The organism is Streptomyces sp. NBC_00259 (genome assembly GCF_036181745.1).
GTDB classification, from domain to species: domain Bacteria; phylum Actinomycetota; class Actinomycetes; order Streptomycetales; family Streptomycetaceae; genus Streptomyces; species Streptomyces pratisoli.
The window spans coordinates 6453275-6479970 of record NZ_CP108080.1 but is presented as its reverse complement, the minus strand read 5'-3'; the positions used below and the strand labels follow the sequence as shown (position 1 = coordinate 6479970).

Below are 26696 nucleotides of genomic sequence, written 5' to 3'. Positions count from 1 at the left end.
CCGGGGCAACGCTTCCAGGTGCCGGTACACACGTACGGCAGCTGATCCGTTCGCCCGGAGGGCATCATGGACAATCTCGTCATCGACGAAGCGGACCCCGACGAACCCCGCCCGGCGGGGCCGCTGTTCGTACCAGTTCGGCTCGGCTCTGCCGGGGGACACCAGCTGCGCTTCATGCGCACACCGCTCGGCGTACGCACCGCCGTCGGTTTCACCAGTGAACGGCGTCTGACCGCCGTCCTGGGCAGCACACAGACGTGGATCAGGCTCGCGGAGCCCGCGCTGCGGGCCCTCTCGGAACCTCTCGGGGTGACCGCGGTGACCGTGGACCCGCAGCTCACCGCTCCGGCGCCGGCCGCCCCTCGCCCCACGCCCGCGGAGCCGTCGTGCTCGCGCCGCCCGGCCTGGGACCCGGAGGCCGTCGGTGTGCTCCGGGTGACCGGTGCGGCGGCCGCCATGTATACGGCCGTCGCCGCGATCCACGGGATTCTCAGCTGATGGCCGGCCAGTTGACGCACGCCGTGTCCGTACCGGCCGCGCCCGTCTCCCTGCCGCCGCCCACGACACCACCGGCCGCGACGCCGGCCTCGGCTCCGGACTCGGGTACGGACTCGGGTACGGACTCGGCTCCGGACGCAGGTACGGACTCGGGTACGGACACAGGTACGCCGGTGACGACGACCGCGACGCCGTCCGTGTGGCCCGCGTCCGCCGCACCGGCCCCCGGCGGCGACATCACGATCTCCGGAGTCTCGCTGGCCGGACTCGCGGAGCGGTACGGGACGCCGACGTACGTCCTCGACGAGGACGAGGTACGCGCCAGGGCGCGGGCCTGGCGCCGGGCGCTGCCGGACGCCGAGATCGTCTACGCCGGCAAGGCGTTCCTGTGCCGGGCCGTCGTCGACTGGATCGAGGAGGAGGGGCTCGGGCTCGACGTCTGCTCGGCGGGCGAGCTGGAGCTGGCCGCGACCCGTGGCTTCCCCGCGGACCGGATCGTGCTGCACGGCAACGCCAAGTCGCCGGAGGACCTGCGTTCCGCGCTGCGGATCGGCGTCGGCCGCATCGTCATCGACTCGGACTGCGAGATCGCCCGTATCGCGGCGCAGGTCCAGGGCCCGGGGGCGCAGCAGGTGATGGTGCGCGTGCTGCCCGGGATCGAGGCGGGCGGGCACGAGAAGATCCGGACGGGCGCGGAGGGCCAGAAGTTCGGCCTCTCGATCGCCGGAGGTGACGCGGAGGACGCCGTGTCGCGGATCCTCGGCCAGCCCAGCCTCGAACTGGTCGGCCTGCACTGCCACCTGGGGTCGCAGATCACCACGCCCGAGCCGTACGCCCAGGCCGTGCGGCGCCTGGTCGCGTTCCTGACCCGCATCCGCGACCGCTACGGGATCACCCTGCGCGAGCTGGACCTGGGCGGTGGCTTCGCGGTGCCGTATCTGCCGGACGACCCGGCACCGTCGCCCGCCTGGTTCGGGCGCCGTATCAGCGACGAGCTGCTGCGCGCCTGCGACGAGTTCGACTTCCCGATGCCGCGGCTCACGGTCGAGCCGGGCCGCTCGATCATGGCACCGGCGGGTGTGGCCCTGTACCGGGTGCTGTCGGTGAAGCGGTCGGGCGGCCAGGTCTTCGTCGCGGTGGACGGCGGCATGAGCGACAACCCGCGACCCGCGCTGTACGGGGCGCGGTACGCGATCCGTATGGTCGGCCGCGTCCCGTCCGGACCGATGCGCGCGACGACGGTGGTCGGGCGGCACTGCGAGGCGGGCGACGTACTCGCGGAGTCGGTGGAACTGCCCGAGGACGTACGGCCGGGCGATGTGCTGGCGGTGCCGGTGTCGGGGGCGTACCACGTGTCGATGGCGTCCGGCTACAACACCACCGGCAGACCGCCGGTGGTGGCCGTGGCCGCGGTGGGCCGGTCACGGCTGCTGGTACGGCGCGAGAGCATCGACGATCTGCTGCGGCGGGACGTGGGCCTCTGACGGCACGTGCCACCGCCGGCACATACCACCGCGGAAGGTGCCACCCGCGCCGCGGGCACGGGCCGCCGCGGGCACGGGCGTCAGTCCGTGAACTCCGCGAAACGCACCTCACGCGCCGTGGCCGAGGTCATCGCGGCGAGCAGCCGCTCGCCCTCCTCGGCCACGGCGGTGCGCTGTGCCCGCGTGAGCGTCCCGAAGCTCTGCACGGTGAGGGTCGCGGTGGTCCCTGGCGCGGTGGTTCCCGGCGCGCTGGTTCCTGGCGCGCTGGTCCCGGAGGCCGCGGTCCCGGAGGCCGCGGTCCCGGAGGCCGCGGTCCCGGAGGCGTCCAGCCTCCACACGCCGGCGAGCAGTCCGTCGACGAGGAACACGCAACGGGCCTGGTTGCCCTTCCAGGTCCGCTGCCTGAACTCCTGCGGGACGAGACGGGAGCGGTCGGCATGGGAGAGCAGGAGGTTGTCGAACTCGGGCAGGAAGCGCGGCGGTGCGGGGGTCTCCGGGTCGGGACGGGGTGCGTCGGGAAGGTCGAACAGTTCCGTGCCGCTCTCGTCCCGGAACGTGAGCAGCTCGGGCCGCAGCCGCTCGAAGGCGTCCCGCAGCCGGGTCAGTCCCGACCAGGCCTGCATGTCCTTCACCGAGGCGGGCCCGAAGGCGGCCAGATAGCGCCGTACGATCGCGTCCGGCCGGGGAACGGGTTCGACGGGCCGGCCGAACCACTGCTCGGCGGTGGTGAGCGTGACCTGGCCGCTTCGGCCCCACAGCCCGCGCGGGGTGATCTGCACCAGCGGCAGCAGACAGCGCACGGCGGTGGTGAGGGCGAGCGGATCGGCGTCGGGCCAGTGCGCGAGCAGGGCGTCGCGGAGCTCCCCGACCGGCCGGGGGCGCTCCTCGACGAGTTCCCGGCCGATCGCGGTGAGCCGGTCGAGGTCGACACCGTCCAGCCGCTTCAGGAACATCCTCAGTTCCCGGTCGGGGCCGCCCGCCTGCGCGAACGGGCGCAGGGTCAGACAGTCGCGCGCCGTGTGGGTGTGGATGGTGGAACGCATCGTGACCAGGCGGGCCACCTCCCTCGACTCCATCAGCTCGGAGAGTTCCTGCGGACGGAAGCCGTGCAGACGGGCCGCGAGGGCGTAGTACGGCGGCTTGACGTTCTGCGCCTGGAGCCCCACGAGGTGGTCCACGGCCGCCGCGGCGGTCATCCGGTGCTCCGGATCGCGGCGCAGCAGCAGCTGACGGTCCAGGGTGGCGCGGCCGAGGGCCCTGGGGCCGAGAACTGGGGGTGTCTTCGAGGCCATGACCGGCACGCTACCCGCCCTTGCGGACAACTTCTGTCCGCAAGGACCGCGACGTAGCCTCGGGCCCGCGATGCCGATGTGCCCGGGTCCGTATTGCCGATGCTCCGGGCCCGCGACGCCAGGTGCGGCCAGGTCCGTGACGATGCACCGGGTCCGCGACGCCAAGTGCACCCGGGTCCGGGCCCCCGATGCACCCAGGTCCATGACGCCGGTGCGCCAGTGCACCCCGGTCCACGATGCCGGTACAAGTGAGCGCGTATATCCTGCTCCGTGGCCGCTCAGTGGCCGCTCCGTGGCTGCTCATGGCCGTTCATGACCGTTCAGAACGCATGTGCACCGCGTGTACGCAGACACGCGGCCTGCACCTCGCGCGGGAGGTGACCCAGGATGTCCGACCGACGAGCCCGTTCCGCCGCGGCCCCGAAGAGACACGCCTGGCGCCGCCGAGTGTCCCCCGACCCGGCCCCGCCCGCGCCGCCCGAGCCCCCTCCCGCGCCGTCCCCGCCCCCTCCCGTGCAGAAGGACCAGGGCAGCATCGTCCAGGCCGCGCTGTACCGCGACGGCCACCGCGTCTCCTCGCCCGCGTCGCTCGCGGAGACCTTCCGGCAGCTGCGCGAGGATCCCGCCGGCATGGCCTGGATCGGCCTGCACCGGCCGACCGAGTCCGAACTGCTGTCACTTGCCGCGGAGTTCGACCTGCACGAGCTGGCCGTCGAGGACGCACTGGAGGCCCATCAGCGCCCCAAGCTGGAGCGCTACGGCGAGACGCTCTTCGTCGTCCTGCGCGCCGCCCGCTACCTCGACGCCCAGGAGGAGGTCGACTTCGGCGAGCTGCACATCTTCGTCGGCCGCGACTTCCTGATCACGGTCCGCCACGGCGCGGCTCCGGACCTCTCGGCGGTGCGCCGCCGCATGGAGTCCACCCCCGAACTCCTGGCCCTCGGCCCGGAGGCGGTGCTCTACGCCGTCCTCGACGCGGTCGTCGACGGGTACGCCCCGGTCGTCGCGGGCGTACAGAACGACATCGACGAGATCGAGACCGAAGTCTTCGGCGGCGACCCGGCGGTGTCCCGCCGCATCTACGAACTCTCCCGCGAAATGGTCGAGTTCCAGCGTGCCACCCGCCCGCTGGTCGGCATGCTCCACGCCCTGATGGCCGGCTTCGCCAAATACGGCACGGACGAGGAACTCCAGCGCTACCTCCGCGACGTCGCCGACCACGTCACTCACACCAGCGAACGCGTCGACGGCTTCCGCCAGGCCCTCGCGGACATCCTGACGGTCAACGCGACGCTGGTGACACAGCAACAGAACGCGGAGATGCGGGCGCTCGCGGAGGCAGGCTTCGAACAGAACGAGGAGATCAAGAAGATCTCGTCCTGGGCGGCCATTCTCTTTGCACCCACACTGGTGGGAACCATCTACGGCATGAACTTCGACAACATGCCGGAGCTGCACTGGGCATTCGGCTACCCGTTCGCGGTCGCCCTGATGGGGATCGTCTGCGTGAGCCTGTACTTCATCTTCAAGCACCGCGACTGGCTGTAACGACAGGCAAGATCCGCCCATCGACGTCGTGTTCGCGAACTACTAGAGGCATCACGTCGAGGCCCTGGGGAGAAGCTGGCGCTGGGTGCAGGATGGGCGCGTGCCCATCATGGTTGCCGAGATCCGCGTGCCGTTGCTGCCGACGCTCGACCTGCTGGACGGCTCCTACTCGTTTCCCTGGATCGAAGAGGCCGAGGAGTTCGGCTTGGGACCACGGGTAACGCTTCCGCTGCCTGCGGTCTGAAGACCCGTACGGAGCCTTCGCCCTCCCTGCCCACGGACCGGGTCGAGCGCAGCGGGCCACCGTGTGCGTGACGAAGTGCAGCTCCTGGTGGACGAGTTGTCGATCAAGATCAACCTGTCCTCCCGGAGTTCCGCGTGCAGGCCGGACAGGACCGGGCAGCGCGCGGTCAACGTCTCGCACGCCAAGATCAGAGTAGGCGAAGGTACGCATCGAACGGTGGGAAGGGATGGCGATGATTCTGGAGCTGCTGCCGGACGTGGGAGTTGCCACGCTCAGGCTCGGTATGTCGGCCGACGAGGCGGTCGGGGCCGCACGCGAACTGGGCTTCGCTCCGTCCGACCCGGACTACAGCGACGCGCCTGGACAGGTGCTCTGCGAACACGGGGAGTCCCGGATGGAGTTCAGTCTCGGCTTCACCAAGGGCGCCCTGACCGACATCCATGTGTACCGGTTCCGGATCGAGGAAGCGGATGTGACGGTCGTCCTCGACGGGCTCGACGTCTTCCGGACCCTCAGCGAAGAGCTGCTGGAGCGCCTTGAGGAACGCGGCCACACGGTCGTGCAGAACGGCGACGGCGTGGACACCCTCCCAGACCTCAAGGTGATCCTGTCGAATGAGAGCAGCTTCGAGTACCCGACGGACGAGGAGGGAGACCCGATCTACTTCGACTACGCCCTCGTCACGTCGGTGGACTTCCGGGGGCCGCGCGGCGACTGACGCCGGCGGCCATCGACCGGGCTGCTCAGCGCGCCGGACCTCAGGGGCAGGTGGGGCCTGGCCCGGTGGGGCGATCGGTCCGCGAGTCTTGATCGCTGCCGGGCCTGCTGATTGGCTGGCCGGCATGACTGAGCTCGGAACGGTCGCCTGGCCACCTGCCCCGATCAGGACCGAGAGGCTCGTGCTCCGTGAGCCCGAGGCCCGGGACCGTGCGGCGTTCATCGAGCTGCACGCCTCGCCTGAGGTGCACACCTACCTCGGCGGCCCCCGGCCGCGTGACGAACTTGAGCGCGAGATGCCCGAGGTGCCCGAGCGGTGGCCCGGGAGCTTCGTCATCGAGCTCGACGGGTCGATGATCGGCCAGATCCTGCTCAGGAGAGCAACGGGGCACAGTCGCCCGGCGGCGACGGGAAAGGCCGATCTCGGCTACCTGTTCCTGCCGCGAGCGTGGGGATTCGGATACGCCGCCGAGGCGTGCGCGGCGGCCCTCGGCTGGCTCGCCGGCGTCCTTCCCGGCGAGCCGGTGGTGCTCACCACCCAGACCGCCAACGTCGGCTCGATGCGTCTCGCGGCGAAGCTGGGGTTCATCGAGGTGGAACGATTCGAGGCCTACGGCGCCGAGCAGTGGCTCGGCATGTGGTCGCCGGTCACGCCGTCCGATTGAGCTCGTGCCCGACGGCGCGGATCCGCAACTCGACGGCACTGCGGGGACGGAGTCCGGTGCCTTCCTCCGCGTGATCTACTCTCCTGGCAGGAGGGCATCGTGAGCGGCTTGGCGGCGTTGTTGAAGCGGACCTGGGTGGACTGGGCTGTCTTCCTCTGGATGGTCGTGACCGCGGCCAGGTGCAAGAGCCCGTTTCTGGTTGTCTTCTTCTCGGTCGCCGCGCTTGCAGCCGCGGTCATCGGGGGCCGTAAGATCTGGCGGCTCGTACGCCCGGCCGGCTCAGCGCCGACGCGTTCCGCGAGCGAGGCGGGGGCACACCACGGGAGTTGAGCCAGAGCTGACCAGCGGAACACAGCTACACCTATCATCGTTCGAGGCGCAGACATGGCGCCCCGTCGACAGTTGACACTCAACGGACCGAGGAAGCGTGGCGCAATGACCAGTCGACTCATCGCGATCTCCTTCGACGCGCACCAGCCGGAGCGCCTGGCGCATTTCTGGTCCGGGGTCCTGAACTTGGTGAGTGCCGACGATTCCTACGACGGCGTCGCCCTGATGTCCGGGAATGACGCCGGCTACCGCCTCGGCTTCCGTCCCACCCAGGCGCAGAAGTCCGCCCAGAACCGGCTGCACTTCGACCTGACCAGCTCCTCCCTGGAGGAGCAGCAGGAGACCGTGGCCAGGGCGCTCGACCTGGGCGCGCAGCACGCCGACGTCGGCCAGGGTCCGGACGCGGCCCATGTGGTCCTCGCCGACCCTGAGGGCAACGAGTTCTGCGTCCTCGAGCCGGGCAACAAGTTCCTCGCCGGCTGTGGCCTCATCGGAGCGCTCGCCTGCGATGGTTCGCAGGCCGTGGGCTACTTCTGGAGCGAGGCGCTGGGCTGGCCGCTGGTCTGGGACCAGGACGAGGAGACCGCCATCCAGTCACCGAACGGCGGTACGAAGATCACGTGGGGCGGTCCGCCGCTGATGCCGGACCCCGGCAAGGACCTGCACTTCGACCTCGCGCCGGACGGCGATCAGCAGGCGGAGGTCGAGCGCCTGCTCTCCCTCGGGGCGAAGCGTCTCGACTCCGCCCACGGCGAGGACGGCGCAGTGCTGCTGGCCGACCCCGACGGCAACGAGTTCCGCGTACTCACGGGCCGGTGAAGCCGGCACCCAAGGGAGCCGCGTTCGGCGGTTGCTGCTGCGGGCCCACCGTCCCACGGGCCCTTGCGGCTCCGTCCTGGTCTTGCTGGATTCCCAGCCGCTGACGGTGACCCGGCACGCCATCACCGCGGCAGCCACGTCGTCCCCATGAACCGTATGGATCGCCTACGAGGACCAGGTCAGCTCCCTGCCGGGGCGGCCCACTTCGTACCCGGCTGTCCTGTCTCGCGGAGGGTTGGCCGTGGGCCGTGCCGTAGTGAACGTTGGTCACGGCGAGGTTCGTCTCATCAGGCTCAGGTGGCGGCCACGGCCGCGCGCAGACTCTCCCGGTGCGCCTGAGCCGCGGCCATCACCTGGTCGAGTGCGTCCCGGGTGCGGATGAGCTCGGCGATGTGGTCGGAGAGCCGGTCACGTTCCTGGATCATCCGCTCCAGCGCGGCGTCGGAGTGCTCCTCGCTGGGCGAATCGACGCACGGCAGCAGTTCAACAATGGTGCGGCTGGAGAGCCCTGCGGCATACAGCCGCTGGATGAACGTGACCCGCTCCACCTCGCTGTCCGTGTAATGCCGCTGGCCGCTGGCGCTGCGGGTGCTGGTGAGCAGGCCCTGCTCCTCGTAGTAGCGCACCGACCGGACACTGACCCCGGCCCGCGCCGCGAGCTCCCCGATACGCATCTCGTCCTCCTGGCTATGACCTGCAGCACAACAGCTTGCCTCTGACGTCAATGTCAGGTTTTAGCGTAGCTGCTGTGCCCGAGGTTCGGGCGCTACGGAGCACGAAGGAGCCCCACAGTGACGACGCTCTTCGACAGCCATCGACTCGGCGACCTGACCCTGCCGAACCGCGTGGTGATGGCCCCGATGACGCGGGTCCGGGCCGCCGCAGGCGGTCTGGCGACACCGTCGATGGCGACGTACTACGCCCAGCGGGCGACGGCCGGGCTGATCCTCACCGAAGGAGTGCAGCCGAGCCTGATCGGGCAGTCGAATCCGGGGACGCCGGGACTCCACACCGATGAACAGGTCGAGTCGTGGCGCCCGGTGACTGCTGCGGTACACGCCAACGGCGGCCGGATCTCCGCCCAGATCATGCACGGCGGCCGGGTCTCCCACTCCGACACCACCGGTATGCAGCCGGTCGGGCCCTCGGCCGTCCCCGCCGCCGGCGACGTGTTCACCCCGACCGGGCCCCAGCCCGCGCCCGTGCCGCGCGCTCTGGACACCGCCGATGTGCCTGAGCACGCCCAGTCGTATGCCGAGGCCGCTCGTCGCGCCGTCGACGCCGGCTTCGACGGGGTCGAGCTGCACGGCGCCAACGGCTATCTGATCTCTCAGTTCCTCTCCTCCAACGCCAACGTGCGCACGGATCGTTACGGAGGCTCGGTGACCAACCGGATCCGGTTCGCCGTCGAGGCGACAGCTGCCACGATCGACGCCGTGGGCAAGACCAGGACCGGCATCCGCCTCTCTCCGGGTGGGACGTTCTGGGGCGTTGCGGAAACCGACGTTCCCGTGCTGTACGCCGCGCTGCTCACCGAACTGGCCCGCCTCGAAGTGGCCTACGTCCATCTCGAAGCCACCACCGACGAACACGTGCTCCTCGGACTGCGCCGAGCCTGGCCGGGCACCCTCATCGTCAACCCGACACTCCCGATGGGACCGAAGCAGACCGGCCGGACGGACGCGGATCACTGGCTCGGTCTGGGCGCGGACCTCATCAGCTTCGGCCGCGCCTTCATCGCCAACCCGGACCTGGTCGAGCGACTGCGGCTCGGACTTCCGATCGCCCCGGTGGACGAGGCCACGTACTACCAGGGCGGCGACGCGGGTTACCTCACCTACCCGGCCTATCAGCACACGGGCTGATGCGGCAGGCGGTCTCCCTGGACCGCTGGACGTCGAGGTGGGGTCGGTGCCCGGTCCCGTCCGGTCCCGTCGCGCGCCCCGCCGTCGACACCTCGATGCTGTTGGCACAGTCAGTCCGATCGCGTGGCGAGCGTCGGTTCGCCACGAGATCGGACTGCCTCAGTGCCGTGGGCTGCGAGGATGCGCTGTGTGGTTACAGATGCGGAGTGGGAGCGGATTCGAGGGGGCCTGCGCTTCGGGCAAGTCTTGCGGGGCACAGTCGTGAAGGTGCCCAGACCTGGGGCGATCGGGATCTTCGTAGATATCGGCTTGGGCGTCGGGGGCTTCGTCGACGTCCTGCTGTTGCCGGAACAGGCGGAACGATGGCCCGCCGAAGGCACCGTCACTGATTTCGAGGTTTGGTGGGCGTTCGACCGTCAGCAGCTCCGGCTGAAGCCGTCCGATCCGCAGTACTTGCGGAAGAACTTCGCGGACTTCTTTGCCGACATCAGACCCAGTTGGCCGGCCGACATCGGCCGGCCCCTTCCCCGGCCTCATCGGCTGCATCGAAACCGCACCCACCTCCGGTGAGCCAGGAAGCCCGGCGGCTTTGCGACAATGAGCCGGAACGACGACTGTCATGGGCCGATTCCGACAAGCCGGCCGGGCTCGCACGCGCGATCGACGCTGTGATCACGCCATGCCGACACTGCCTCATTCTCCCATTCAGCTCACCGTGCCCTTGCGCTTACGGTGCGTCATGGGCGCACTCGCGACAGCCCCCGCGCCTGACGGAAGTTCGCCGGATGAACCCGGGGAAGGAGCACTCCTGGCATGGTCAATGTCCTCAGCAGCGGCGTCTGGACGGGTGTCGACGTGGACGCATCGCAGTTCAGCGGTCTGCAAACCAAGCGTCTCGCCTGGGGCGACGTCACGGACGATGTGAAGAGCTCCTACGTCTTCGAGGGGTGCTCCACCCAGGTGTCACTCGACGGCATCCCGAGTGTGATCGGCACCTTCAAGCACTACAACCACGTGATCCCCATGCCGCCGAACCCGATGTTCACGGCGGAACTCACCGTCACCGTGGCCTTCGGCAACAAGGACCGGCGCACGGTCGGCCCGATGAAGTTCCAGCATCACGAGACGCCCAACGTGGGTGCGTCACAAGAAGACACAGTCGAACTGGAAGAGGTCAAGTTCGAGCAGGTCGTGGAAGTCGACGGTCGCTGGTACGACATGCACGTCCAGGGGTTCCTGCAGTTCGGCCAGATCACCAGGCACTTCGTCAGCGTCGAGGACGCCAAGGACCCCAACACCGCTGAACTGAGAGCCTCGTTCACGCCGTATCAGGGCCCGGCATAGCCTCGATACGAGGACGGCACCCACGCCCGGGACCTCATCGAAGACCACGGACCGCTTCGCGAAGCCGGAGACGAAGCCCCGACTCCCCTCAGAGGTCCGGGCTGCTCCCGAAGCTCGTGCGCTTCGGGCCGCAGGACGCCGCGACCCAGGAGTGCCACGTGTCTGCCTCCAGCACAGCGAACGGTTCGACGAACTGGCAGCCATCCCAACACCGCCCTCGGTGACCGACACGGCTGCCGCCTGACCTGCGGCAACGCACCTTGCTCAGGCCGCCGCAGCAGTCGATCATTCAGAGATGAGACCCGAAGTTCAGACATTCGTCGCCCACGGACCCCTGCCCGACTGGGATGCCGACGAGGAGGAGATCGACCGGCGGGTCAGACAACTCGAAGCCATCTCCGCGCCTGTCACACCCGACGAGGCGCAGGCTTTGGCTGCCTGCTTCGGCCCCGACGACTGCTATGGCGTCGCCTGGTCGCTGGTGCACCTGATCGAGACCAGCCCAGGGCCGGTGCCGCCGCTGACGCCACCCGACACCGATGCCGGCGAATGGCATCAGACGCTCTGGAATCGCTGGGGACAACATGCGCTCACCGACGGGGACTTGACGCGTTAGGACCCTGAGGTGTCTGGACAGCGCCGTTCACCGGGCTGACTCCGCGCTGCTTCACCAAGCTGGTGACCGCCTTGCGGGGCGAGGGCGAGGGTGCCGAGGAGCACGCCGGGGACACCCCCCTGGAGCCTGCCCCTGTCGTACAGCTCGGCCTGAACTCGGGGGCATGCAGCCGCAGGACGCCGGAATCGCCGGAATCGCCGGAATCCTCACGCCCCCTCGGCGGTGAGCCGGCCGATGGCTCGGATGACCTGCCGTCGGGTGGCCAGGCGGCGGGCGAGGAAGGCCATCACCCGGTTCATGCGTCCCGCGATGACGCTGGGGGGCGGGTTCCTGCGGTCCAGGGCGGTCAGCGCGGTGCGGACGACGTCGGCGGGTGAGGCGAGCCTGGTCCCTCCGGCGGCCTGCTCCGTGCCCGCCACGTCGAAGAACTCGGTCCGGGTGGCACCGGGGGACAGGGCCAGCACCCGCAGACCGGTGCCGCGCGACTCCTCCCACAGTGCCTCGGTGAGGCTCAGGACGAACGCCTTGGTCGCCCCGTAGACCGCCATACGTGGGTTGGGCTGGTAGGCCGCCATGCTCGCCACGTTGACCAGCACCCCGCGCCCCGCCGTACGCAGCTGCTCGATGAAGGCGCGGCTGATGTCGGCCACCGCGGTCACGTCGACGGCGATCTCCTGGCGCAGCCGTACCGGATCAGCCTGGTGGAAGGGGCCGAAGCCGGCGAACCCGGCGTTGTTGATCACGCTGGTGACGCGTACGCCGAGCCGCTCCATCCGCTCGGCCAGCGCCTGTCCGGGGTTGTCCGTGGCCAGGTCCATCTCCACGACGTGGACCTGGATCCGGTGCCGTGCGCGCAGCTCGGCGGCCAGCTCCTCCAGGCGTTCCCGGCGGCGGGCGACCAGCACCAGGTCGGAGCCGCGGGTGGCGAGCCGGCGGGCGAACTCGGCGCCGAGACCCGCGCTGGCGCCGGTGATCAGTGTGGTCTGTCCGTGGTAGTCGACGGCTGCCATGGTTACCTTCTTTCAGTCGCTGCCTTCCTGGCAGTTAATGCCAACTAGTCGGCTTCTGTCTAGAGGGGGTAGCCTGACGTCCATGACGACCTTGTGGGACCGTTCACGGCAGATCGCCGTCCAGGCGATCCTGGACACGGCGGTCCGACTCTTCGCCGAACAGGGCTACGAGCAGACGACGATCACGCAGATCGCACGGGAGGCGGGGATCTCGCAGCGCTCCCTGTTCCGCTACTTCGGCACCAAGGAGGACCTGGTCTGCGGCGACCAGGAGGCGCTGGGCAAGCTGCTGAAGCAGACCGTGGAGCAGCAGCCGGCCGAGGTGTCCGCGTGGGATGCGCTGCGCGCCGGGTTCGAGGTCGTCCTGACCGCCAACCACACCCCGGAGCGGGTGCTGCAGCTTTCCCGCCTCATCTTCGACACCCCCTCGCTGCACGCCCGCTACATCGAGAAGCGACTGCGCTGGCAGGCCGACCTCGTCCCGGTCATCCAGGCGCGGCTGGACACCGGTACCCGCCCCGGCCCGGCACCCACCGAGGCCCCGACCTCGACACGGGCCACCGCCCAGGCCCCCGACCCGCGCGCGAAGGCGATCGTCGCGACGGTCTTCGCCTGTGTCGACACGGCGACCGAGCTCTGGACCAGACACGACGGGCAGCTCGACCTGGCAGACCTCTACGACCAGTGCCTCGCAGCGGTGCGGGGCCACGGCTGAGAGTGCCGAACCAGGCATCGAACGATCCGGTCCCGGATCCGGCAGCGTCCGGGAGAACGCGAGAGAACGTCAGGGCAGCGTCCGGGAAACGCCAGGGCAGGGCCCGGGAGACGTCAGGGCAGGGTCAGGATGCGGGGACCCTGGTCGGTGATGGCGACGGTGTGCTCGATGTGGGCGGCCCGGCTGCCGTCGGTGGTGCGCAGGGTCCAGCCGTCGCTATCGGTGCGGTAGATGTTCTGCCCGCCGGCCATGAGCATGGGTTCGATGGCGAGGACCAGGCCGTGACGGAGAGGGAACCCACGGCCGGGGCGGCCTCGGTTGGGGACATGAGGGTCTTCGTGCATGCGGCGGCCGATGCCGTGGCCGCCGAAGTCGGCGGGCATGCCGCAGCCCGCCTTGCGGGCGACGGTGTCGATGGCGTGGGAGATGTCGCCGATGCGGCTGCCCACCTGGGCGGCGGCGATGCCTGCGTCGATGGCCTGCTGGGTGGCGTCGATCAGATCGAGGTCGCCGGGGCGCGGCGTTCCGACGGTGAAGGTGATGGCCGCGTCGCCCGTCCAGCCGTCGAGGTGGGCGCCGCAGTCGATGCTGACCAGGTCGCCGTCGCGCAGCCGGTAGCCGGTGGGGATGCCGTGCGACACGGCGTCGTTGACGGACGTGCAGATCACGGCAGGGAAAGCGACCGGGGCGAAGGACGGCCGGTATCCGAGGAACGGAGAGCCGGCTCCGGCCTCGGCCAGAACCGACCGGGCCGCTTCGTCCAGCTCTCGCAGGGACACCCCCACGTCGGCCGCTTCTCGGACCGCGGCCAGGGCACGGGCCACCACACGTCCGGCTTCCCGCATCGCGTCCAATGCGGCATCGGTCTTGATCTCCACCATGCGTTCGGCTCTCCACAGCACGTCGATCCAATACTTATACCGGTATTAGTATCACGGTCACGCGGGATCCTCTGGCACCCTCGGAATGGCGCCCTCGGAGAGGCACCCTCGGACCGCCCGGAACCGCCGCTTTGCCGAACCGGCAACAGGACTCGCCACGCCTGTGCCGTTACGCGCATGATCGGGTACCGGTCCTGGCGCACGGCAGGTCGCATTCTTGGAGGAGTCATGTCGCAGCAGGCCACGGACGTCACCCACCGGCTGGTCTCCTCGCCCGCAGGCCGGACCCACCTGGTGGAGCAAGGCACCGGGCCGCTGGTGTTGCTCGTCCACGGTTTCCCGGAGTCCTGGTACTCCTGGCGCCACCAGTTGCCCGTCCTGGCCGCAGCCGGGTACCGCGCGGTCGCGATCGATGTCCGCGGCTACGGTCGTTCCTCCAAGCCCGGCGATCCCGAGGCGTACCGGATGCTGGAGCTGGTGGAGGACAACGCCGCCGTGGTGCACGCCCTGGGCGAACAGTCCGCGGTGGTCGTCGGCCACGACTGGGGGTCGGCCATAGCCGCCAACTCCGCCCTGGTCAGGCCGGACGTCTTCCGCGCGGTGGGGATGCTCAGCGTTCCGTACGCCCCGCGCGGCGGACCGCGGCCGAGCACGGTCTTCGCGCAGCTGGGTGCGGACGAGGAGTTCTACGTCTCCTACTTCCAGGAGCCCGGCCGGGCCGAGGCCGAGATCGAGCCCGACGTGCGCGGCTGGCTCGCGGGCTTCTACGCCGCCCTGTCCGCCGACACCATGCCCGCGCCCGACGCACCCGGCCCGCACTTCGTCGGCCGAGGCGCGAGGCTGCGCGACCGCTTCCCCACCGGGCGGCTGCCCGTCTGGCTCGGCGAAGACGATCTGGACGTCTACGCCGGGGAGTTCGAGCGGACCGGCATGAGCGGGGCCCTCAACCGCTATCGGAACATGGACCGGGACTGGGAAGATCTCGCCGACTTCGACGGCGCCCCCCTCACCCAGCCGTCCCTGTTCGTCGGTGGCGGCCTGGACGCCTCCACCACGTGGATGGCCGATGCGATCAGGGCGTACCCCACCACCCTGCCCGGCCTGCTCTCCAGCCAGATCCTCGACGGCTGCGGCCACTGGATCCAGCAAGAGCGCCCCGCCGAGATCAACCGGCTCCTGACCGACTGGCTCGCCTCCCTGCCCGCCTGAAGCCTCTCCGGAAACCGGGCACCTGTCGTGTTCGAGGACCCGGAAGAGGACGGCGAGGAGCCGTGGGACTTCGACGCCGATCGGCCCGGGTCAGAGTGTGCGGCTCAGCAGGCCCAGCAGCGCTTGCCAGTGGCGTTCCTCCGCCTGGGCGTCGTGGGCGGCGGTGTCGGCCTGGGTGAAGCCGTGGCGGGCTCCGCGGTAGACCTCGCTGTGATACCTGACGCCCGCTGCGGTGAGGGTCCTCTCGAGGAGGGCGATCTGGTCGGCCGTCATGGACGGGTCCTCGTCCGCGTGCCCGAAGTACAGCTCCGCCGTGATGCGGTCGGCGAGCAGGTGCGGACTGTCCGCCGCGTCCGTGGCCAGGCGTCCGCCGTGGAAGCAGGCCGCGGCCGCGACCCGCTCCGGGTACGTTCCGGCGGTACGCAGCGCCAGAACGGCGCCCATGCAGTAGCCGGTGAGGCCGACCGGTCCGTCGTCGGCCAGGGGTGAGGCGGCGAGATACGACAGGTAGGCGTCCGCATCGCGCATGGCCAACTCTGGGGTGAGGGCTTGCATGACCGGGCCGAGCGCGTCGAAGAGCTCGGGGCGCCGGCCCGGGTCGATGAAGTCGGGCAGTTCGACCACGGGGGCCCTGCCGTGGCGGTAGAAGACGTTGGGGACCAGGACGGTGTAGCCGGCCGAGGCGATGCGGTCCGCCATCGCCCTCAGCCCGGGGCGCAGCCCGAAGGCGTCCATGTAGAGCAGCACCGCCGGGTGCGGGCCGCCGTCGTCGGGATGGGCCAGGTAGGCGTCGGCTGTGCCGTCCTGGGTGGGGATGTCCACGAAGGTTCCGCTCACGGCGGGCATGACCGTTCTCCTTCTCGTGGGGGCGGGCCCTTCACCGGGCCAACCGGCAGGTGGGGACGGCTGGACCCTTACGCCAGGACGTTACCTTGCCGCCCTCCCCGCCCGGGCAGGCACGCCAGCCCGCCGGCTCCCGCCTCTCAGCCCCCGCCTCGCAGCCGGCGACAGCAACAGCAACAGCAACAGCAACAGCCCATCGAAGCGCGACCGCCTCGGCGGTGCGTGGTTTTCTCTCAGCCGGCGTAGTGCGCCATCACCGGGCCGGTGCAGATGGCGGGCCGGCAGGGCCTTTCCGCCAGACGAAGACCTCGGTGCTCGGGCGGCGTTCGGAGAACCGGCCCGACGGGGAGACCCGGCACAGTAGTCGACGCACGTCCGCCTCGAAGTCCTCGCGGCGCGTGCCGAACAGGTGCGGAGCAGAGAACGACATCGAGAACACCCACGCGACGACATCGTCGTACGTGCGCTCCAGCGCCTGTCCGCCGGGGACGACGAGACGCCGGGGGCCGGTGAATCCCGCCCGGGTGAGCACCGCCGCCTCACCGCCGGGTGTTCCCTGCGGCAGCACGCCCCGGCCGGCTCGTCGGACCGGTCCGAGGTAGTGCCGGATCAGGTCCTCGACGGACTCGTACGGCACGGCGGGATGCGGAAGGCCGTCGATGGTTCGATGCTCGTTCTTCAGGTCGGAGATGTGCACCAGCGCGCCGCCGGGCCGGAGCATGTCCCGGATGGAAGCCGCCACCAGGTCGCGATCCATCCAGTGGAAGGACTGACCGAAGATCGCGACGTCGAACGCTCCCAGGTCTGCGGGCAGTTCCTCGGCACGGGCCCGCACCCACCGCAGCTTCCCGGTCATTCCCGCGTCGGCGGCCGCGCGTCCGGCCTCGGTGATCATCCCGCCGTCCGGGTCCACACCGACGATGTCACCGAACAAGTGCGCCAGCGTCAGGGCCAGGGTGCCCGGTCCGCACCCCACGTCGACGAGACGCCCACGCCCGTCGGGCTTCAGGATCTCGGCCAGCGCGTCCGCCAGCCCGGGGGCGTAGGGCAGCCGCCCGCGCCGGTAGTAGGCGGCCGTGCCCGAGAACAGCGTGTCGTCCCACTCCCAGCCGGCGGCCGCATCCACGGTCAGCCGAGCCCAGGGGCGTCGGTCAGCCCATAGGTGTCGGTGAGCCCAGGTTGGTCGGTGAGGTGCAGGCGGTGGGGCGGCCGGTGCGGCAGGGGCTGGGCGTCGGCGGCGCGCAGGCCGTCCAGGGCCAGTTCGAGGTAGCGGCGCCATGCCTGTGGCTGCGCGGCCAGCAGGGGCGCTGCCGTCCGGTGGATGCCGCCGAGCAGCAGCACGATGTCCGTGCCCGTGATGTCGTCGCGGACGACACCCTGTTCGCGTGCCCGGGCCGTGAGGGCCTCGGCGGCGGCGCAGAGACGGTCGATCGTGTCCCGCACCTCGGCGTGCTGCAGCGACGGACGTCCGAAGACTTCGCAGAACGCCCGGTCGGCGGCGATTACTTCGACGCCGTCGGTCATGAACTCCCGGAGCGCCGCTGCCGCGTCGTCGGCCTCGCGAAGGCCGTCCGCCGTGCGAATGAGCCGGTCGAGCATCTGCAGCACGATCGCCGCGAGCAGGTCCTCCTTCGAGGGGAAGTGCCGGAACACGGTGCCCTTGGCGACGCCGGCGCGTTGGGCGATCTCGCCCATGGACGCCTCGACCCCGTGCTCGGCGAACGCCGCGCTCGCCGCCTCGATGAGCAGGCACCGGTTGCGCACCATGTCCGCTCGCCGGCCCGGAGCGGCCTTCGTCTCGGTCATACGGCCCTCCTCCTGCTGGGAGCCCAACACCAAGGTGACCGGGCGGTCGCATTAGCCGTTACGGTCGACATGACCCGACGGTCATGATCGCGCACGCGATCGCGGTGGCCATGGTTCGCGACAATCCCTGCTGTTCGCGATGATTCATACGCAAGGATTCCTCCACAAGACTCACGACGCCTGGCGCAGTACCCGTCCCGAGATCCTCGAGGTCACCGCATGATGCCGAGCCGATCGAGCAGTCATGGCTGACGCGGCCTCACGCGCGGAGCAGCGGGTCGCGGGTGTGCGGGACCATCCGGCCGGCCGCTACGCGCTGGCCCGGACGTTCTACCGGCTCGCCACCGGACCCCGTCGCCGGTACGGCCATGCCGAGCTGAGTTTCATGCGCTGGTCGCTCGGGCGCGGCGTACTCGCGCCGGAGACGGCCGACCCACCGGGCAGTCCCTGGTGGCGCGCCGTCAACGAACGGCTCCTGCGGGACAAGACCGAGGCCCATCTGCTGTCCACCGGATCCACCGGCACGGCCGGTGCCCGAAGCGTCGAGTACTGGGTGGACTTCATCCACAGGCCCGAGCCCGGCCGCTGGTACCGCGCGCACAACGCCAGCATCGTCGCCGGCTATCTGCAGCACGAGGATCTGGCCGCCGCCGAGCTGCAGGTGGAGCGATTCATGATGAACGTCGCGCTGCTCCGCGTCCTGTTCACCCACGCGATGCTGGTGCGGCCACGACTCGCGCTCGGCCCGCTGGCCGCACTCGGCCCTCTGATGGCCGACCCCCGCCACCGGGCCGTCAGGATGTACCTCGACCTGGGCCGGTCCTTCCCCCCTGAGTACCCGGTGTCCGCGCCCGTCGAGGAGACCGTCCTCGACGAGCACCCCCTCGCGCGGATGCTCGACTACGGCGTGATCGCCCCACGTCTGCCCGAGCTCTACGAGTTCTCCGCCATGGCCCTGGAGCAGCCGCGGCTCGGCGCCCTGCTGGACGACGGTGTGCCGTCCTACGCGTGGCCGCACGCGGACCGGCCGATCTGGTACGTCGGCAACACGGGCCCCCACCTGCGCGCCATCGCCCGTGCCACCGGCGTACGCCTGCTCTGGGAGCCGTCGCCCTATGCCCCCGCCCGTCGCGGACCGCACCGCACGGCGCACCGCACGGCACACCGCGGCCCGCGCCGGTGACGGCACAGGTCAGCGGGGCATGGTGTTCAGCTGCTCGGAGAGTGTCGCGATGCTCTGGAAGGTCGCTCCGAGCAAGGAGACGTGCTTCCAGTGCAGTGTCCCGTCCGGGGCAACGAGGAAGATCGCGCGCCGTAGCCCGATGCCCGGAGCCGCGATGCCGAACGACCGTGCCACCGCCCGGTCCGTGTCGGCGAGCAGCGGCATGCGGAGACCGTGCTTGCGGGCGAAGGCCTCGTGGCTGTCGACGCCCTGCGGGCTGATGCCCCAGACGAGGGCGCCCAGATCGGCGAACACCTCCAGGCCGCTGGAGTACGAGCACAGTTGCTTCGTGCACACGCTGGTGTCATCACCGGGATAGAAGGCCAGGACCACAGGCTTCCCCCGCTGCTCGCGCAGGGCGAACTCGCCCCGCTCGAAGGACTCCCCCACCAGGACTCCGCCTTTGAGGACGAAGTCACCTACCGCCTCGCCCACCGCAGGTCCGGTTCCCATGGCCCACTCCCGTCGCGCTCTCGATGGCTTACCGCACCTTGGTGTACACCACTGCTCCCTCCCGCCCCGAGGGAGGCCCCCGCCAGTGGCTTCCCTCACCACCGAACGCCGTCGGTCCCTCTCCCCTCACGGCATGGCGGGCCGCACCGGATACGGGACGAAGGTGCTGCTGTTCTGGTCGATCCGCAGCGGCCGGCCGAGCGGTGGCGCGGCGCGCTGGGGGCAGTCGAGGCGTTCGCAGACGCGGCAGCCCATGCCGATGGGTGTGGCGGCGGAGCCGCGGTCGAGGTCGAGCCCGTCGGAGTACACCAGCCGGTGGGCGTGGCGGATCTCGCAGCCGAGGCCGATGGCGAAGGTCTTGCCGGGCTCGCCCCAGCCGCCCCGGTGGCGGGTGACGGCGCGGGCGGTCCACAAGTAGCGCCGGCCGTCGGGCATTTCGGCGATCTGGACATGGATGCGGCCGGGCGCGGCGAACGCCTCGTAGACGTTCCACAGCGGGCAGGTGCCGCCCGCGCGGGAGAAGTGGAAGCCGGTCGCGGACTGGCGTTTGGACATGTTGCCGGCGCGGTCGACGCGCACGAAGCTGAACGGCACACCGCGCAGCCGGGGCCGCTGAAGTGTGCTGAGGCGGTGGCAGACGGTTTCGTAGCCGAGGCCGTAGCGGTCGGTGAGGCGTTCGATGTCGTAGCGCACCTCTTCGGCCGCGGCGTGGAAGCTCCGGTACGGGAGGATCAGCGCGGCGGCGAAGTAGTTGGCGATGCCGATGCGGGCCAGGGCGTGGGTGGGCGTGCCGGCGCGGAAGTCCTCGGCCGCCTGGCGGTCCAGTTCGTCGCCGTACTCGAGGAGGGCGAGCTGGGTGGCCATGCGGAAGGCGCGCTGTCCGGGGCGCAGGCGGGTGGAGAGGTGCAGGGTGCGGGTCGGCTCGTCGTAGTGGTGAAGGTGGTCGCCGCTTTCGGCGGTGAGGCGGATGCCGTGGGCGTCGGCGAGCCGTGAGGTGAGGGCGCGTACGACGTCGCCGGGGCGGATGCCGATCTCCTCGGACAGGCGCTCGGCCGCGAGGTCGGTGTCGTGGAGGTAGTTCTGGCGGCGGTAGAAGAACTCCCGGATCTCCTCGTGGGGTGAGCGGGGCGCCTCCTGCGTGGTGTCGCGGCCGTCGGCGGCTCCGGCGAGCCGCTCCGACAGGAGTTGGTTGCGGCGGCCCAGGTCCAGCAGGACCTGGGCGACCGCCGGCATCCGCGAGGCCAGTTCGGCGATGTCGGCCGGCGACACCCGGGACTCGGCGATCTCGCCCGTCAGCGCCTCGCGGAGATCCGCCACCAGCCGGGTCGTGTCGCGTTCGGAGAAGAAGCCCGGGTCGACGCCGAAGCTCTCGGTGAGCCTGAGGAGCACGGCCGGGCATAGGGTCTGGCGCATGCGCATCGTCTCGCTGCTCCCCGCCGCCACGGACATCGTCGCCGAGCTCGGGCTCGCGGGAGACCTCGTGGGGCGGACCCATGAATGCGACTGGCCGCCGGAAGCCGTCGCGTCCGTGCCGGTGGTCACGTCCGCGGGGTTCTCGGCGGACAGGATGAGCAGCCGCGAGATCTCCGACGCGGTGGGCGGCGCGCGGCACTCAGGGTCCTCGCTCTACGCGCTCGACACCGACAGGCTGGCGTCCCTGGCGCCCGATGTGATCCTCACCCAGGACCTGTGCGACGTGTGCGCCGTCTCGTACACGGGGGTGTCCCGGGCCGTACGGGTCCTGGACGCGGATGCACGCGTACTCAGCCTGGAACCGAAGACGCTGGACGACGTGCTCGACTGTCTGCTGCGTGTCGGGGCGCTGCTGGGCGTGGAGGAGGTCGCACGGCGGCGCCACGCGGAACTCACCGTCCGGCTGGCGGCGGTTCGCGAACGCACGGCGGGACTGCCGCGGCCCCGGGTGGTGGCCATCGAGTGGCTGGCCCCGCTCTGGCCCGCCGGACACTGGGTCCCCGAGCAGATCGCCTGCGCCGGAGGGCAGCCGCTCCTCGCCGCGCCGGGTGAACACACCAAGCCGATGACGTGGGAGGCCGTCGTGGCGGCCCGGCCCGATGTCCTGCTCGTCCTGCCGTGCGGCTTCAGCCCGGACCGTACCTTCCAGGAACGGGAGTTGCTGACGCGGCTGCCCGGCTGGGAGGAGCTGCCTGCGGTACGGCGCGGCGCGGTCTGGGTTCTCGACGGGCCGGCCTACTTCAACCGTCCGGGGCCGCGCGTGGTGCGGGGCGCGGAGGTCCTGGCGCATGTCCTGCACGACGAGGGGACGGGCGCTGCGGTCACCCCCGGCGAGGCACGGCGGCTGGCCGACGCCTGACCACGTTCGCCTTCCGGGCGCCGGTGCGGTTCACGGGCAGGGAGGCGACGGACGCACGGACACCCGGACGATCCATGGCGCAAACTCTGGCCGGTTTTCATCTTGTGTCTGAATCTCCACCCTCTGTCGTGGATCGCCATAAGGTTAGGCTAACCTTCGCTCCGTGAATGTCGGTGAAGAGACGTCCGCGGCCCTGACTCCCCGCGGTCATGAACTGTCCGCCACGGGGGTCACCGTGGCGTACGACGGTGTCGATGTCGTGCACGACGCGTCGTTGACGCTGCGGCCCGGGGAAGTGACCGTCCTGGTGGGTCCGAACGGCAGCGGGAAGTCGACGCTGCTGCGCACGATCGCGCGCCTACAGCGGCCCAGGACCGCCACCCTCGTCATCGACGCCGACACCGACGGCCTCACCCTGAGCCCCCGTGAGTTCTCACGACACGTCGCCCTGCTGACCCAGGGACGGCCCACCCCCGGCGGGCTGACCGTACGGGACGTCGTGGAGTTCGGCCGCTACCCGTACCGGGGCCGCTGGGGCAGGGCGGACCCGGGTGGCCGGGCCGCGGTGGACCGCGCGCTCGCCATGACCGGCGTCGCGGAACTCGCCGAACGAGGCGCCGAGCATCTCTCCGGAGGACAGCTCCAGCGCGTATGGCTCGCCGGCTGCCTCGCCCAGGAAACCGGCGTACTGCTCCTCGACGAGCCGACGACCTACCTCGACCTGCGCTACCAGATCGAACTCCTCGACCTCGTCCGCGACCTGGCGGACGATCACGGCATCGCCGTCGGCGCCGTCCTGCACGACCTCGACCAGGCCGCGGCCGTCGCCGACAGGATCGTGCTGCTCCACGAGGGCCGGATCATCGCCGACGGCCTTCCCGAGGACGTACTCGAGGCGCGGCGGCTGACCGACACGTACGGCATCCGCATCGAAGTCGACACCGATCCCCTCACGGGCCGGCTGCGCACCCGCGCGATCGGCCGACACCACACGCGAAGCGAAAGGCTCAGCACCACCTCATGAGACGCCTCCTCCTCACCGCCGCCGCCACCGCCGCGGCGCTCTCCCTGACCGCCTGCGGGACCACCGAGCCCGCCGCCGACGACGCCAAGAAGACCGCCGAGGCCATCACGCTCACCGACGCCTCCGGCGCGAAGGTGAAGCTCGACGGACCCGCCAAGAAGGTCATCGGCACCGAGTGGAACGTCGTCGAGAGCCTGATATCGCTGGGCGTCGACCCTGTCGGCGTGGCCGACGTCAAGGGCTACACGACCTGGGACACCGCGGTCCCGTTGAAGAACGAGCCCAAGGACATCGGCACCCGGGGCGAGCCGAGCATGGACACCATCGCGTCCCTGAAGCCGGATCTCATCGTCGCCACCAGCGACCTGCCGCCGGCCGCCGTGAAGCAGCTGCGCAAGGTCGCCCCGGTGTTGGAGGTGCGGGCCGCCGACGCCGCCGACCCGATCGGGCAGATGACCGAGAACCTCGACCTGATCGCGCAGGCCACCGGCACCACGGAGCAGGCCGGCAAGCTCAAGAAGGACTTCGAGGCGAAGCTCGCCGAGGGCGCCAAGGCCCTCGTCGACGCCGGTCTCACCAACACGAAGTACGCCTTCGCCGACGGTTACGTCGTCTCCAACCAGGTCTCGATCAGGCCGTACACGAGCGGCTCGCTCATCGGCGCCGTCAACGAGAAGATCGGTCTGAAGAACGCCTGGACCGTCAAGGGCGACCCGAGCTACGGCCTCGCCGCCACCGACGTCGAGGGCCTCACCAAGCTCGGCGACGTGCAGTTCGCCTACATCGGCAGCGACGGCGACAAGGCCAGCACGCCGTTCGCCGGTGTCCTGGCCAAGGACAAGGTGTGGACGTCGCTGCCGTTCGTGAAGAAGGGCAACGTCCACCGGCTGCCCGACGGCATCTGGATGTTCGGCGGACCCGAGTCGATGAACAAGTACGTCGACTCCGTCGTCGCCGCGCTGACGAAGTAACACCCATGGCCGTCACCGCTTCCACCCCCGCCACCCGTCCGTCGGCGGTCACGTCCCGGACGGGCGCGGCCGCGGTGACGGCCGCACTGGTCCTCCTCCTCACGGTCCTCGCGGTCGTCGACATCACGCAGGGCACGGCCGCCGTCGGCGCGCCCGAGGTCTGGAAGGCGCTCACCGGACGCGCCGACCCGGACGACGCCTCCGTCATCATCGCCTCCAGGCTGCCGAGGATGACCGCCGGACTGCTCGTCGGGGCCGTGCTCGGCATGGCGGGCGCCGCCCTGCAGGCGGTGAGCCGCAACGTGCTCGCCTCGCCCGACACCCTCGCGGTGAACGCGGGTTCCTACCTGGCCCTCGGACTGGTCGCGGTCACCGGTGTCTCGCTGCCGCTGTTCGCCTCCTCCGGCGTCGCCTTCGCCGGCGGCCTCGCGGCGGCGGCCGTCGTGCTCGGGCTGTCGGGCCTGGGCGCGGGCACCGTACGGCTCGTGCTGGCCGGCAGTGCCCTCGCCCTCGGCCTCACCGCCGTCACCGAGAGCCTGCTTCTGCTGTTCCCCCGGCAGACCGAGGGCCTCTACCGGTGGAACCAGGGCAGCATCTCCCAGAACGGCTTCGACGGCGTGCTGCAGATGGCGCCGATCGCCCTCGTCGGCCTCGTCGGGCTGCTGCTCGTCGCCCGCCGGATCGACGCCCTGGCCCTCGGCGACGACGCGGCCCGCGGCCTCGGCGTCCCCGTCCGTGCCACCCGTGTCACGGTGGTCGTGCTCGCGGCGCTGCTCTCCGCGGCGGCCGTCACGCTCGCCGGACCGATCGGCTTCGTCGGCCTGTGCGCCCCCGCCCTGGTCCGCCCGCTCGGCCGCAGGTTCCGCGCGTACTCCCGCTCGCGTACGGCCGTGCCGGCCGCGGGCCTGGCCGGTGCGGTGCTCGTGCTCGGCTCGGACGTGCTCCTGCGCGTCCTCGTACCCGCCGACGTGGCGGTCGCCGTGCCGACGGGCGTCGCCACCAGCCTCGTCGGTGCCGTGTTCCTGGTCGTGACGGCCACCCGCGTCCGGAGCACCGCAGGCGCCGACGCCTCCGACCGGCTGCGCATCAGGAGCCGGGCCGTCTTCCTCACCACGACCGCCGTTCTGGTGGCGGTGCTCGTCGGTGTCACGATCGCCGCCGTGCTGCTGGGCGACAGCAAGCTGCTGCTGGGCGACGTGGTGAACTGGGCCCAGGGCCGGGCGGGTCGTACCGTCCAGTTCGTCCTCGACACCCGGGTGCCCCGGGTCCTCGCGGCGCTCCTCGCGGGCGCGGCACTCGCCCTGGCCGGAACGCTCGTCCAGGCCGTGACCCGCAATCCGCTCGCGGAACCAGGCGTCCTGGGTGTCTCCGGCGGGGCCGCGCTCGGCGCCGTGCTCCTCGTGACGACGGTGCCGGTGGCCGGGTCATGGAGCGTGGCCGGTGCGGCGTTCGCCGGCGCCGCGGTCAGTTCCGTACTCGTCTTCGGACTCGCCGCGCGGGGCGGATACCAGCAGAACCGGCTCGTCCTCGTCGGGTTCGGCGTCGCCACCGGAACGGCGGCGCTGATCAGCCTGCTGATCGTCCTCACCGACCCGTTCAACGCGACGAAGGCCCTCACCTGGCTGTCGGGCTCCACCTACGGGCGGACCCTGCCCGACGTGGCCCCTCTGGCCGCGGTGCTCGCCGTGGGCCTGTTCCTCGCGGTCCTGCGGCGCACCGAACTCGACCTCGTGTCACTGGACGAGGACACCCCGAGGCTCCTCGGGCTGGATCCGGCACGGGGACGCCTCGGCTTCCTCGTGCTCAGCGTCCTGCTCAGCGCCACCGCCGTGGCGGCCGCCGGGACGATCGGCTTCGTGGGGCTCGTGGCACCGCACGCGGCCCGGGCCCTGGTGGGCCGCCGGCACAACCGCGTGGTGCCGGTCGCGGTGCTCCTCGGCGCCCTGCTCGTCTGCACCGCGGACCTGATCGGCCGGACCGTCATCGCGCCGGCCCAGCTCGGCGCCGGCCTGATGACCGCGGTGATCGGCACGCCGTACTTCCTCCATCTGCTCGTACGCAGCCGCCGGTAGGTGACCTGCGAACGTCCCGGTCGCGGGTCGGCTTCGGGCCGCGGCGCGGATCAGCCGCCGGCCGCGGCGGCGTTGATCTCCCGGGTGCCGAGGTGGGGCCGGGGTGCGCCGGCCGCGGTGACGGCGATCATCGCGCGTCCGAGGGTCTCGGTGGTCGTGACCTGGTTCGGCGCGAGTCTCCTGAGGAGCGGGTACAGGGGTGCGGCCACCGTGTAGAGGGCGCGGTACAGGCGGGTCCTCGACCTGACGCCGTGCATCGGCTGGATGTACCCCGGGCGGAACAGGTAGGTGTCCATGGGGAGTTCGAGCAGGCGGTTCTCGGTCCTGCCCTTGACCCGGGCCCACATGCTGCGGCCCTGTTCGGTGCTGTCCGTGCCCTGCCCGGACACGTACACGAACCTGAGGCCGGGGTTGCGGCCGGACAGGGCGCGGGCCACCGTCAGGGTCAGGTCGTAGGTGATGCGGCGGTAGGCCTCCTCGGTCATGCCCGCGGAGGAGACGCCGAGGCAGAAGAAGCAGGCGTCGTACCCGGACAGTGCGTTCACGACGTCCGTGCGGGTCATCAGCTCCGCCAGGTCCGGGGCGACGATCTGCCGCAGTTTCGCGTGCTCCACGCCGAGCTCCGTACGCCCGATCACGAGCACGTCGCTCACCCGCTCGTCGCGCAGGCACTCGCGCAGAGCGCCTTGGCCGACCATGCCGGTCGCACCGAGCAGAATCACCTTCATCGGTTCGT

The 26696-nt window shown here is 70.8% G+C and carries 28 protein-coding genes; 18 read left to right on the top strand and 10 right to left on the bottom strand.

Annotation, left to right across the window (positions count from 1 at the left end; all coding sequences use genetic code 11):
- Positions 1–66: 66 nt before the first annotated feature.
- Both OG766_RS29090 and lysA read left to right on the top strand, forming a co-directional pair.
- Entirely contained in the window at positions 67–498 is a 432-nt protein-coding gene (locus tag OG766_RS29090) for an SAV_915 family protein (RefSeq protein WP_328726559.1), read from the top strand.
- Positions 498–1982, top strand: a complete 1485-nt coding sequence (lysA, locus tag OG766_RS29085) for a diaminopimelate decarboxylase (RefSeq protein ID WP_328726558.1) — start codon at positions 498–500, stop codon at positions 1980–1982. Before OG766_RS29090 ends, lysA begins: the two co-directional genes overlap by 1 nt.
- Positions 1983–2062: 80 nt before the next feature.
- Here the strand turns inward: lysA and OG766_RS29080 are convergent, their stop codons facing one another.
- Complete coding sequence (locus OG766_RS29080) at positions 2063–3274, bottom strand: winged helix DNA-binding domain-containing protein (RefSeq protein WP_328726557.1); 1212 nt, start codon at positions 3272–3274, stop codon at positions 2063–2065.
- 387 nt (positions 3275–3661) lie between these two features.
- On the opposite strand from OG766_RS29080, the gene OG766_RS29075 reads away from it, so the two are divergent.
- The 5 genes from OG766_RS29075 (at position 3662) to OG766_RS29055 (ending at position 7597) form a co-directional block, all read left to right on the top strand.
- Positions 3662–4822, top strand: a complete 1161-nt coding sequence (locus OG766_RS29075) for a magnesium and cobalt transport protein CorA (protein ID WP_266387160.1) — start codon at positions 3662–3664, stop codon at positions 4820–4822.
- A gap of 100 nt (positions 4823–4922) precedes the next feature.
- Positions 4923–5066: a hypothetical protein gene (locus OG766_RS29070; protein WP_328727591.1), complete on the top strand. Its 144-nt coding sequence runs from the start codon at positions 4923–4925 to the stop codon at positions 5064–5066.
- A gap of 226 nt (positions 5067–5292) precedes the next feature.
- Entirely contained in the window at positions 5293–5784 is a 492-nt protein-coding gene (locus OG766_RS29065; RefSeq protein ID WP_328726556.1) for a hypothetical protein, read from the top strand.
- Positions 5785–5908: 124 nt separating this feature from the next.
- A complete protein-coding gene (locus OG766_RS29060; RefSeq protein ID WP_266387165.1) occupies positions 5909–6448 on the top strand; it encodes a GNAT family N-acetyltransferase in 540 nt (179 codons plus the stop codon).
- 435 nt (positions 6449–6883) lie between these two features.
- Positions 6884–7597, top strand: a complete 714-nt coding sequence (locus OG766_RS29055) for a VOC family protein (RefSeq protein WP_328726555.1) — start codon at positions 6884–6886, stop codon at positions 7595–7597.
- 293 nt (positions 7598–7890) lie between these two features.
- Here the strand turns inward: OG766_RS29055 and OG766_RS29050 are convergent, their stop codons facing one another.
- Complete coding sequence (locus OG766_RS29050; RefSeq protein ID WP_266387171.1) at positions 7891–8271, bottom strand: MerR family transcriptional regulator; 381 nt, start codon at positions 8269–8271, stop codon at positions 7891–7893.
- 117 nt (positions 8272–8388) lie between these two features.
- On the opposite strand from OG766_RS29050, the gene OG766_RS29045 reads away from it, so the two are divergent.
- From OG766_RS29045 to OG766_RS29030, 4 genes are all read left to right on the top strand, one after another.
- Complete coding sequence (locus OG766_RS29045; protein ID WP_328726554.1) at positions 8389–9462, top strand: alkene reductase; 1074 nt, start codon at positions 8389–8391, stop codon at positions 9460–9462.
- Between the two features lie 261 nt (positions 9463–9723).
- Positions 9724–10032: a hypothetical protein gene (locus tag OG766_RS29040; protein WP_266387177.1), complete on the top strand. Its 309-nt coding sequence runs from the start codon at positions 9724–9726 to the stop codon at positions 10030–10032.
- A gap of 243 nt (positions 10033–10275) precedes the next feature.
- Positions 10276–10806: a choice-of-anchor K domain-containing protein gene (locus tag OG766_RS29035; protein WP_328726553.1), complete on the top strand. Its 531-nt coding sequence runs from the start codon at positions 10276–10278 to the stop codon at positions 10804–10806.
- A gap of 295 nt (positions 10807–11101) precedes the next feature.
- Positions 11102–11422: a hypothetical protein gene (locus OG766_RS29030; protein ID WP_266387184.1), complete on the top strand. Its 321-nt coding sequence runs from the start codon at positions 11102–11104 to the stop codon at positions 11420–11422.
- A gap of 206 nt (positions 11423–11628) precedes the next feature.
- Here the strand turns inward: OG766_RS29030 and OG766_RS29025 are convergent, their stop codons facing one another.
- Entirely contained in the window at positions 11629–12432 is an 804-nt protein-coding gene (locus OG766_RS29025; protein WP_266387188.1) for an SDR family NAD(P)-dependent oxidoreductase, read from the bottom strand.
- A gap of 82 nt (positions 12433–12514) precedes the next feature.
- Here OG766_RS29025 and OG766_RS29020 point away from each other — a divergent pair, with 82 nt between their 5' ends.
- Complete coding sequence (locus OG766_RS29020; RefSeq protein WP_328726552.1) at positions 12515–13147, top strand: TetR family transcriptional regulator; 633 nt, start codon at positions 12515–12517, stop codon at positions 13145–13147.
- Positions 13148–13260: 113 nt separating this feature from the next.
- On the opposite strand, the gene map is transcribed toward OG766_RS29020, so the two are convergent.
- A complete protein-coding gene (gene map, locus OG766_RS29015; RefSeq protein WP_328726551.1) occupies positions 13261–14028 on the bottom strand; it encodes a type I methionyl aminopeptidase in 768 nt (255 codons plus the stop codon).
- 228 nt (positions 14029–14256) lie between these two features.
- Here map and OG766_RS29010 point away from each other — a divergent pair, with 228 nt between their 5' ends.
- Complete coding sequence (locus OG766_RS29010; RefSeq protein WP_328726550.1) at positions 14257–15237, top strand: alpha/beta hydrolase; 981 nt, start codon at positions 14257–14259, stop codon at positions 15235–15237.
- Positions 15238–15327: 90 nt separating this feature from the next.
- Here the strand turns inward: OG766_RS29010 and OG766_RS29005 are convergent, their stop codons facing one another.
- The 3 genes from OG766_RS29005 to OG766_RS28995 form a co-directional block, all read right to left on the bottom strand.
- A complete protein-coding gene (locus OG766_RS29005) occupies positions 15328–16083 on the bottom strand; it encodes a dienelactone hydrolase family protein (protein ID WP_266387200.1) in 756 nt (251 codons plus the stop codon).
- A 250-nt stretch (positions 16084–16333) separates the two neighbouring features.
- Positions 16334–17206: a class I SAM-dependent methyltransferase gene (locus OG766_RS29000; RefSeq protein ID WP_328726549.1), complete on the bottom strand. Its 873-nt coding sequence runs from the start codon at positions 17204–17206 to the stop codon at positions 16334–16336.
- Between the two features lie 2 nt (positions 17207–17208).
- On the bottom strand, positions 17209–17886 hold the full coding sequence (locus tag OG766_RS28995; RefSeq protein ID WP_266387206.1) for a TetR/AcrR family transcriptional regulator: 678 nt from the start codon (positions 17884–17886) through the stop codon (positions 17209–17211).
- 244 nt (positions 17887–18130) lie between these two features.
- Between OG766_RS28995 and OG766_RS28990 the strand changes: the two genes are divergently transcribed.
- Positions 18131–19069: a hypothetical protein gene (locus OG766_RS28990; RefSeq protein WP_266387209.1), complete on the top strand. Its 939-nt coding sequence runs from the start codon at positions 18131–18133 to the stop codon at positions 19067–19069.
- A gap of 9 nt (positions 19070–19078) precedes the next feature.
- Here OG766_RS28990 and OG766_RS28985 read toward each other — a convergent pair whose 3' ends face one another.
- Both OG766_RS28985 and OG766_RS28980 read right to left on the bottom strand, forming a co-directional pair.
- Positions 19079–19561, bottom strand: coding sequence for a peroxiredoxin (locus tag OG766_RS28985; protein WP_266387211.1), 483 nt, complete (start codon positions 19559–19561; stop codon positions 19079–19081).
- Between the two features lie 126 nt (positions 19562–19687).
- A complete protein-coding gene (locus OG766_RS28980; RefSeq protein ID WP_443045559.1) occupies positions 19688–21010 on the bottom strand; it encodes a short-chain fatty acyl-CoA regulator family protein in 1323 nt (440 codons plus the stop codon).
- Here OG766_RS28980 and OG766_RS28975 point away from each other — a divergent pair.
- The 4 genes from OG766_RS28975 to OG766_RS28960 all read left to right on the top strand — a co-directional run bounded on the left by OG766_RS28975 (position 20973) and on the right by OG766_RS28960 (position 25960).
- Positions 20973–21893, top strand: coding sequence for a cobalamin-binding protein (locus tag OG766_RS28975; protein ID WP_266387216.1), 921 nt, complete (start codon positions 20973–20975; stop codon positions 21891–21893). The two genes, OG766_RS28980 and OG766_RS28975, sit on opposite strands and share 38 nt — an antisense overlap.
- A gap of 163 nt (positions 21894–22056) precedes the next feature.
- Positions 22057–22917, top strand: a complete 861-nt coding sequence (locus tag OG766_RS28970) for an ABC transporter ATP-binding protein (protein WP_328726548.1) — start codon at positions 22057–22059, stop codon at positions 22915–22917.
- On the top strand, positions 22914–23888 hold the full coding sequence (locus tag OG766_RS28965) for an iron-siderophore ABC transporter substrate-binding protein (RefSeq protein WP_328726547.1): 975 nt from the start codon (positions 22914–22916) through the stop codon (positions 23886–23888). The genes OG766_RS28970 and OG766_RS28965 overlap by 4 nt, the downstream gene beginning before the upstream one ends.
- A gap of 5 nt (positions 23889–23893) precedes the next feature.
- A complete protein-coding gene (locus OG766_RS28960) occupies positions 23894–25960 on the top strand; it encodes an iron ABC transporter permease (protein WP_328726546.1) in 2067 nt (688 codons plus the stop codon).
- Positions 25961–26010: 50 nt separating this feature from the next.
- On the opposite strand, the gene OG766_RS28955 is transcribed toward OG766_RS28960, so the two are convergent.
- Complete coding sequence (locus OG766_RS28955) at positions 26011–26688, bottom strand: NAD-dependent epimerase/dehydratase family protein (RefSeq protein WP_328726545.1); 678 nt, start codon at positions 26686–26688, stop codon at positions 26011–26013.
- Positions 26689–26696 lie beyond the last annotated feature (8 nt).

What these genes read in the sequence shown, in the direction of transcription:
- OG766_RS28960 (WP_328726546.1), top strand. Translation starts at nt 23,894, where the DNA reads ATGGCCGTCACCGCTTCCACCCCCGCCACCCGTCCGTCGGCGGTCACG.
- map (WP_328726551.1), bottom strand. Translation starts at nt 14,028, where the DNA reads ATGGTGGAGATCAAGACCGATGCCGCATTGGACGCGATGCGGGAAGCC.
- lysA (WP_328726558.1), top strand. Translation starts at nt 498, where the DNA reads ATGGCCGGCCAGTTGACGCACGCCGTGTCCGTACCGGCCGCGCCCGTC.
- OG766_RS29050 (WP_266387171.1), bottom strand. Translation starts at nt 8,271, where the DNA reads ATGCGTATCGGGGAGCTCGCGGCGCGGGCCGGGGTCAGTGTCCGGTCG.
- OG766_RS29065 (WP_328726556.1), top strand. Translation starts at nt 5,293, where the DNA reads ATGGCGATGATTCTGGAGCTGCTGCCGGACGTGGGAGTTGCCACGCTC.
- OG766_RS29035 (WP_328726553.1), top strand. Translation starts at nt 10,276, where the DNA reads ATGGTCAATGTCCTCAGCAGCGGCGTCTGGACGGGTGTCGACGTGGAC.
- OG766_RS29060 (WP_266387165.1), top strand. Translation starts at nt 5,909, where the DNA reads ATGACTGAGCTCGGAACGGTCGCCTGGCCACCTGCCCCGATCAGGACC.
- OG766_RS28995 (WP_266387206.1), bottom strand. Translation starts at nt 17,886, where the DNA reads ATGACCGAGACGAAGGCCGCTCCGGGCCGGCGAGCGGACATGGTGCGC.
- OG766_RS28955 (WP_328726545.1), bottom strand. Translation starts at nt 26,688, where the DNA reads ATGAAGGTGATTCTGCTCGGTGCGACCGGCATGGTCGGCCAAGGCGCT.
- OG766_RS29090 (WP_328726559.1), top strand. Translation starts at nt 67, where the DNA reads ATGGACAATCTCGTCATCGACGAAGCGGACCCCGACGAACCCCGCCCG.
- OG766_RS28980 (WP_443045559.1), bottom strand. Translation starts at nt 21,010, where the DNA reads ATGTCCGTGGCGGCGGGGAGCAGCGAGACGATGCGCATGCGCCAGACC.
- OG766_RS28985 (WP_266387211.1), bottom strand. Translation starts at nt 19,561, where the DNA reads ATGGGAACCGGACCTGCGGTGGGCGAGGCGGTAGGTGACTTCGTCCTC.
- OG766_RS29080 (WP_328726557.1), bottom strand. Translation starts at nt 3,274, where the DNA reads ATGGCCTCGAAGACACCCCCAGTTCTCGGCCCCAGGGCCCTCGGCCGC.
- OG766_RS29020 (WP_328726552.1), top strand. Translation starts at nt 12,515, where the DNA reads ATGACGACCTTGTGGGACCGTTCACGGCAGATCGCCGTCCAGGCGATC.
- OG766_RS29030 (WP_266387184.1), top strand. Translation starts at nt 11,102, where the DNA reads ATGAGACCCGAAGTTCAGACATTCGTCGCCCACGGACCCCTGCCCGAC.
- OG766_RS29055 (WP_328726555.1), top strand. Translation starts at nt 6,884, where the DNA reads ATGACCAGTCGACTCATCGCGATCTCCTTCGACGCGCACCAGCCGGAG.
- OG766_RS29005 (WP_266387200.1), bottom strand. Translation starts at nt 16,083, where the DNA reads ATGCCCGCCGTGAGCGGAACCTTCGTGGACATCCCCACCCAGGACGGC.
- OG766_RS28975 (WP_266387216.1), top strand. Translation starts at nt 20,973, where the DNA reads ATGCGCATCGTCTCGCTGCTCCCCGCCGCCACGGACATCGTCGCCGAG.
- OG766_RS29075 (WP_266387160.1), top strand. Translation starts at nt 3,662, where the DNA reads ATGTCCGACCGACGAGCCCGTTCCGCCGCGGCCCCGAAGAGACACGCC.
- OG766_RS28965 (WP_328726547.1), top strand. Translation starts at nt 22,914, where the DNA reads ATGAGACGCCTCCTCCTCACCGCCGCCGCCACCGCCGCGGCGCTCTCC.
- OG766_RS28990 (WP_266387209.1), top strand. Translation starts at nt 18,131, where the DNA reads ATGGCTGACGCGGCCTCACGCGCGGAGCAGCGGGTCGCGGGTGTGCGG.
- OG766_RS29025 (WP_266387188.1), bottom strand. Translation starts at nt 12,432, where the DNA reads ATGGCAGCCGTCGACTACCACGGACAGACCACACTGATCACCGGCGCC.
- OG766_RS29010 (WP_328726550.1), top strand. Translation starts at nt 14,257, where the DNA reads ATGTCGCAGCAGGCCACGGACGTCACCCACCGGCTGGTCTCCTCGCCC.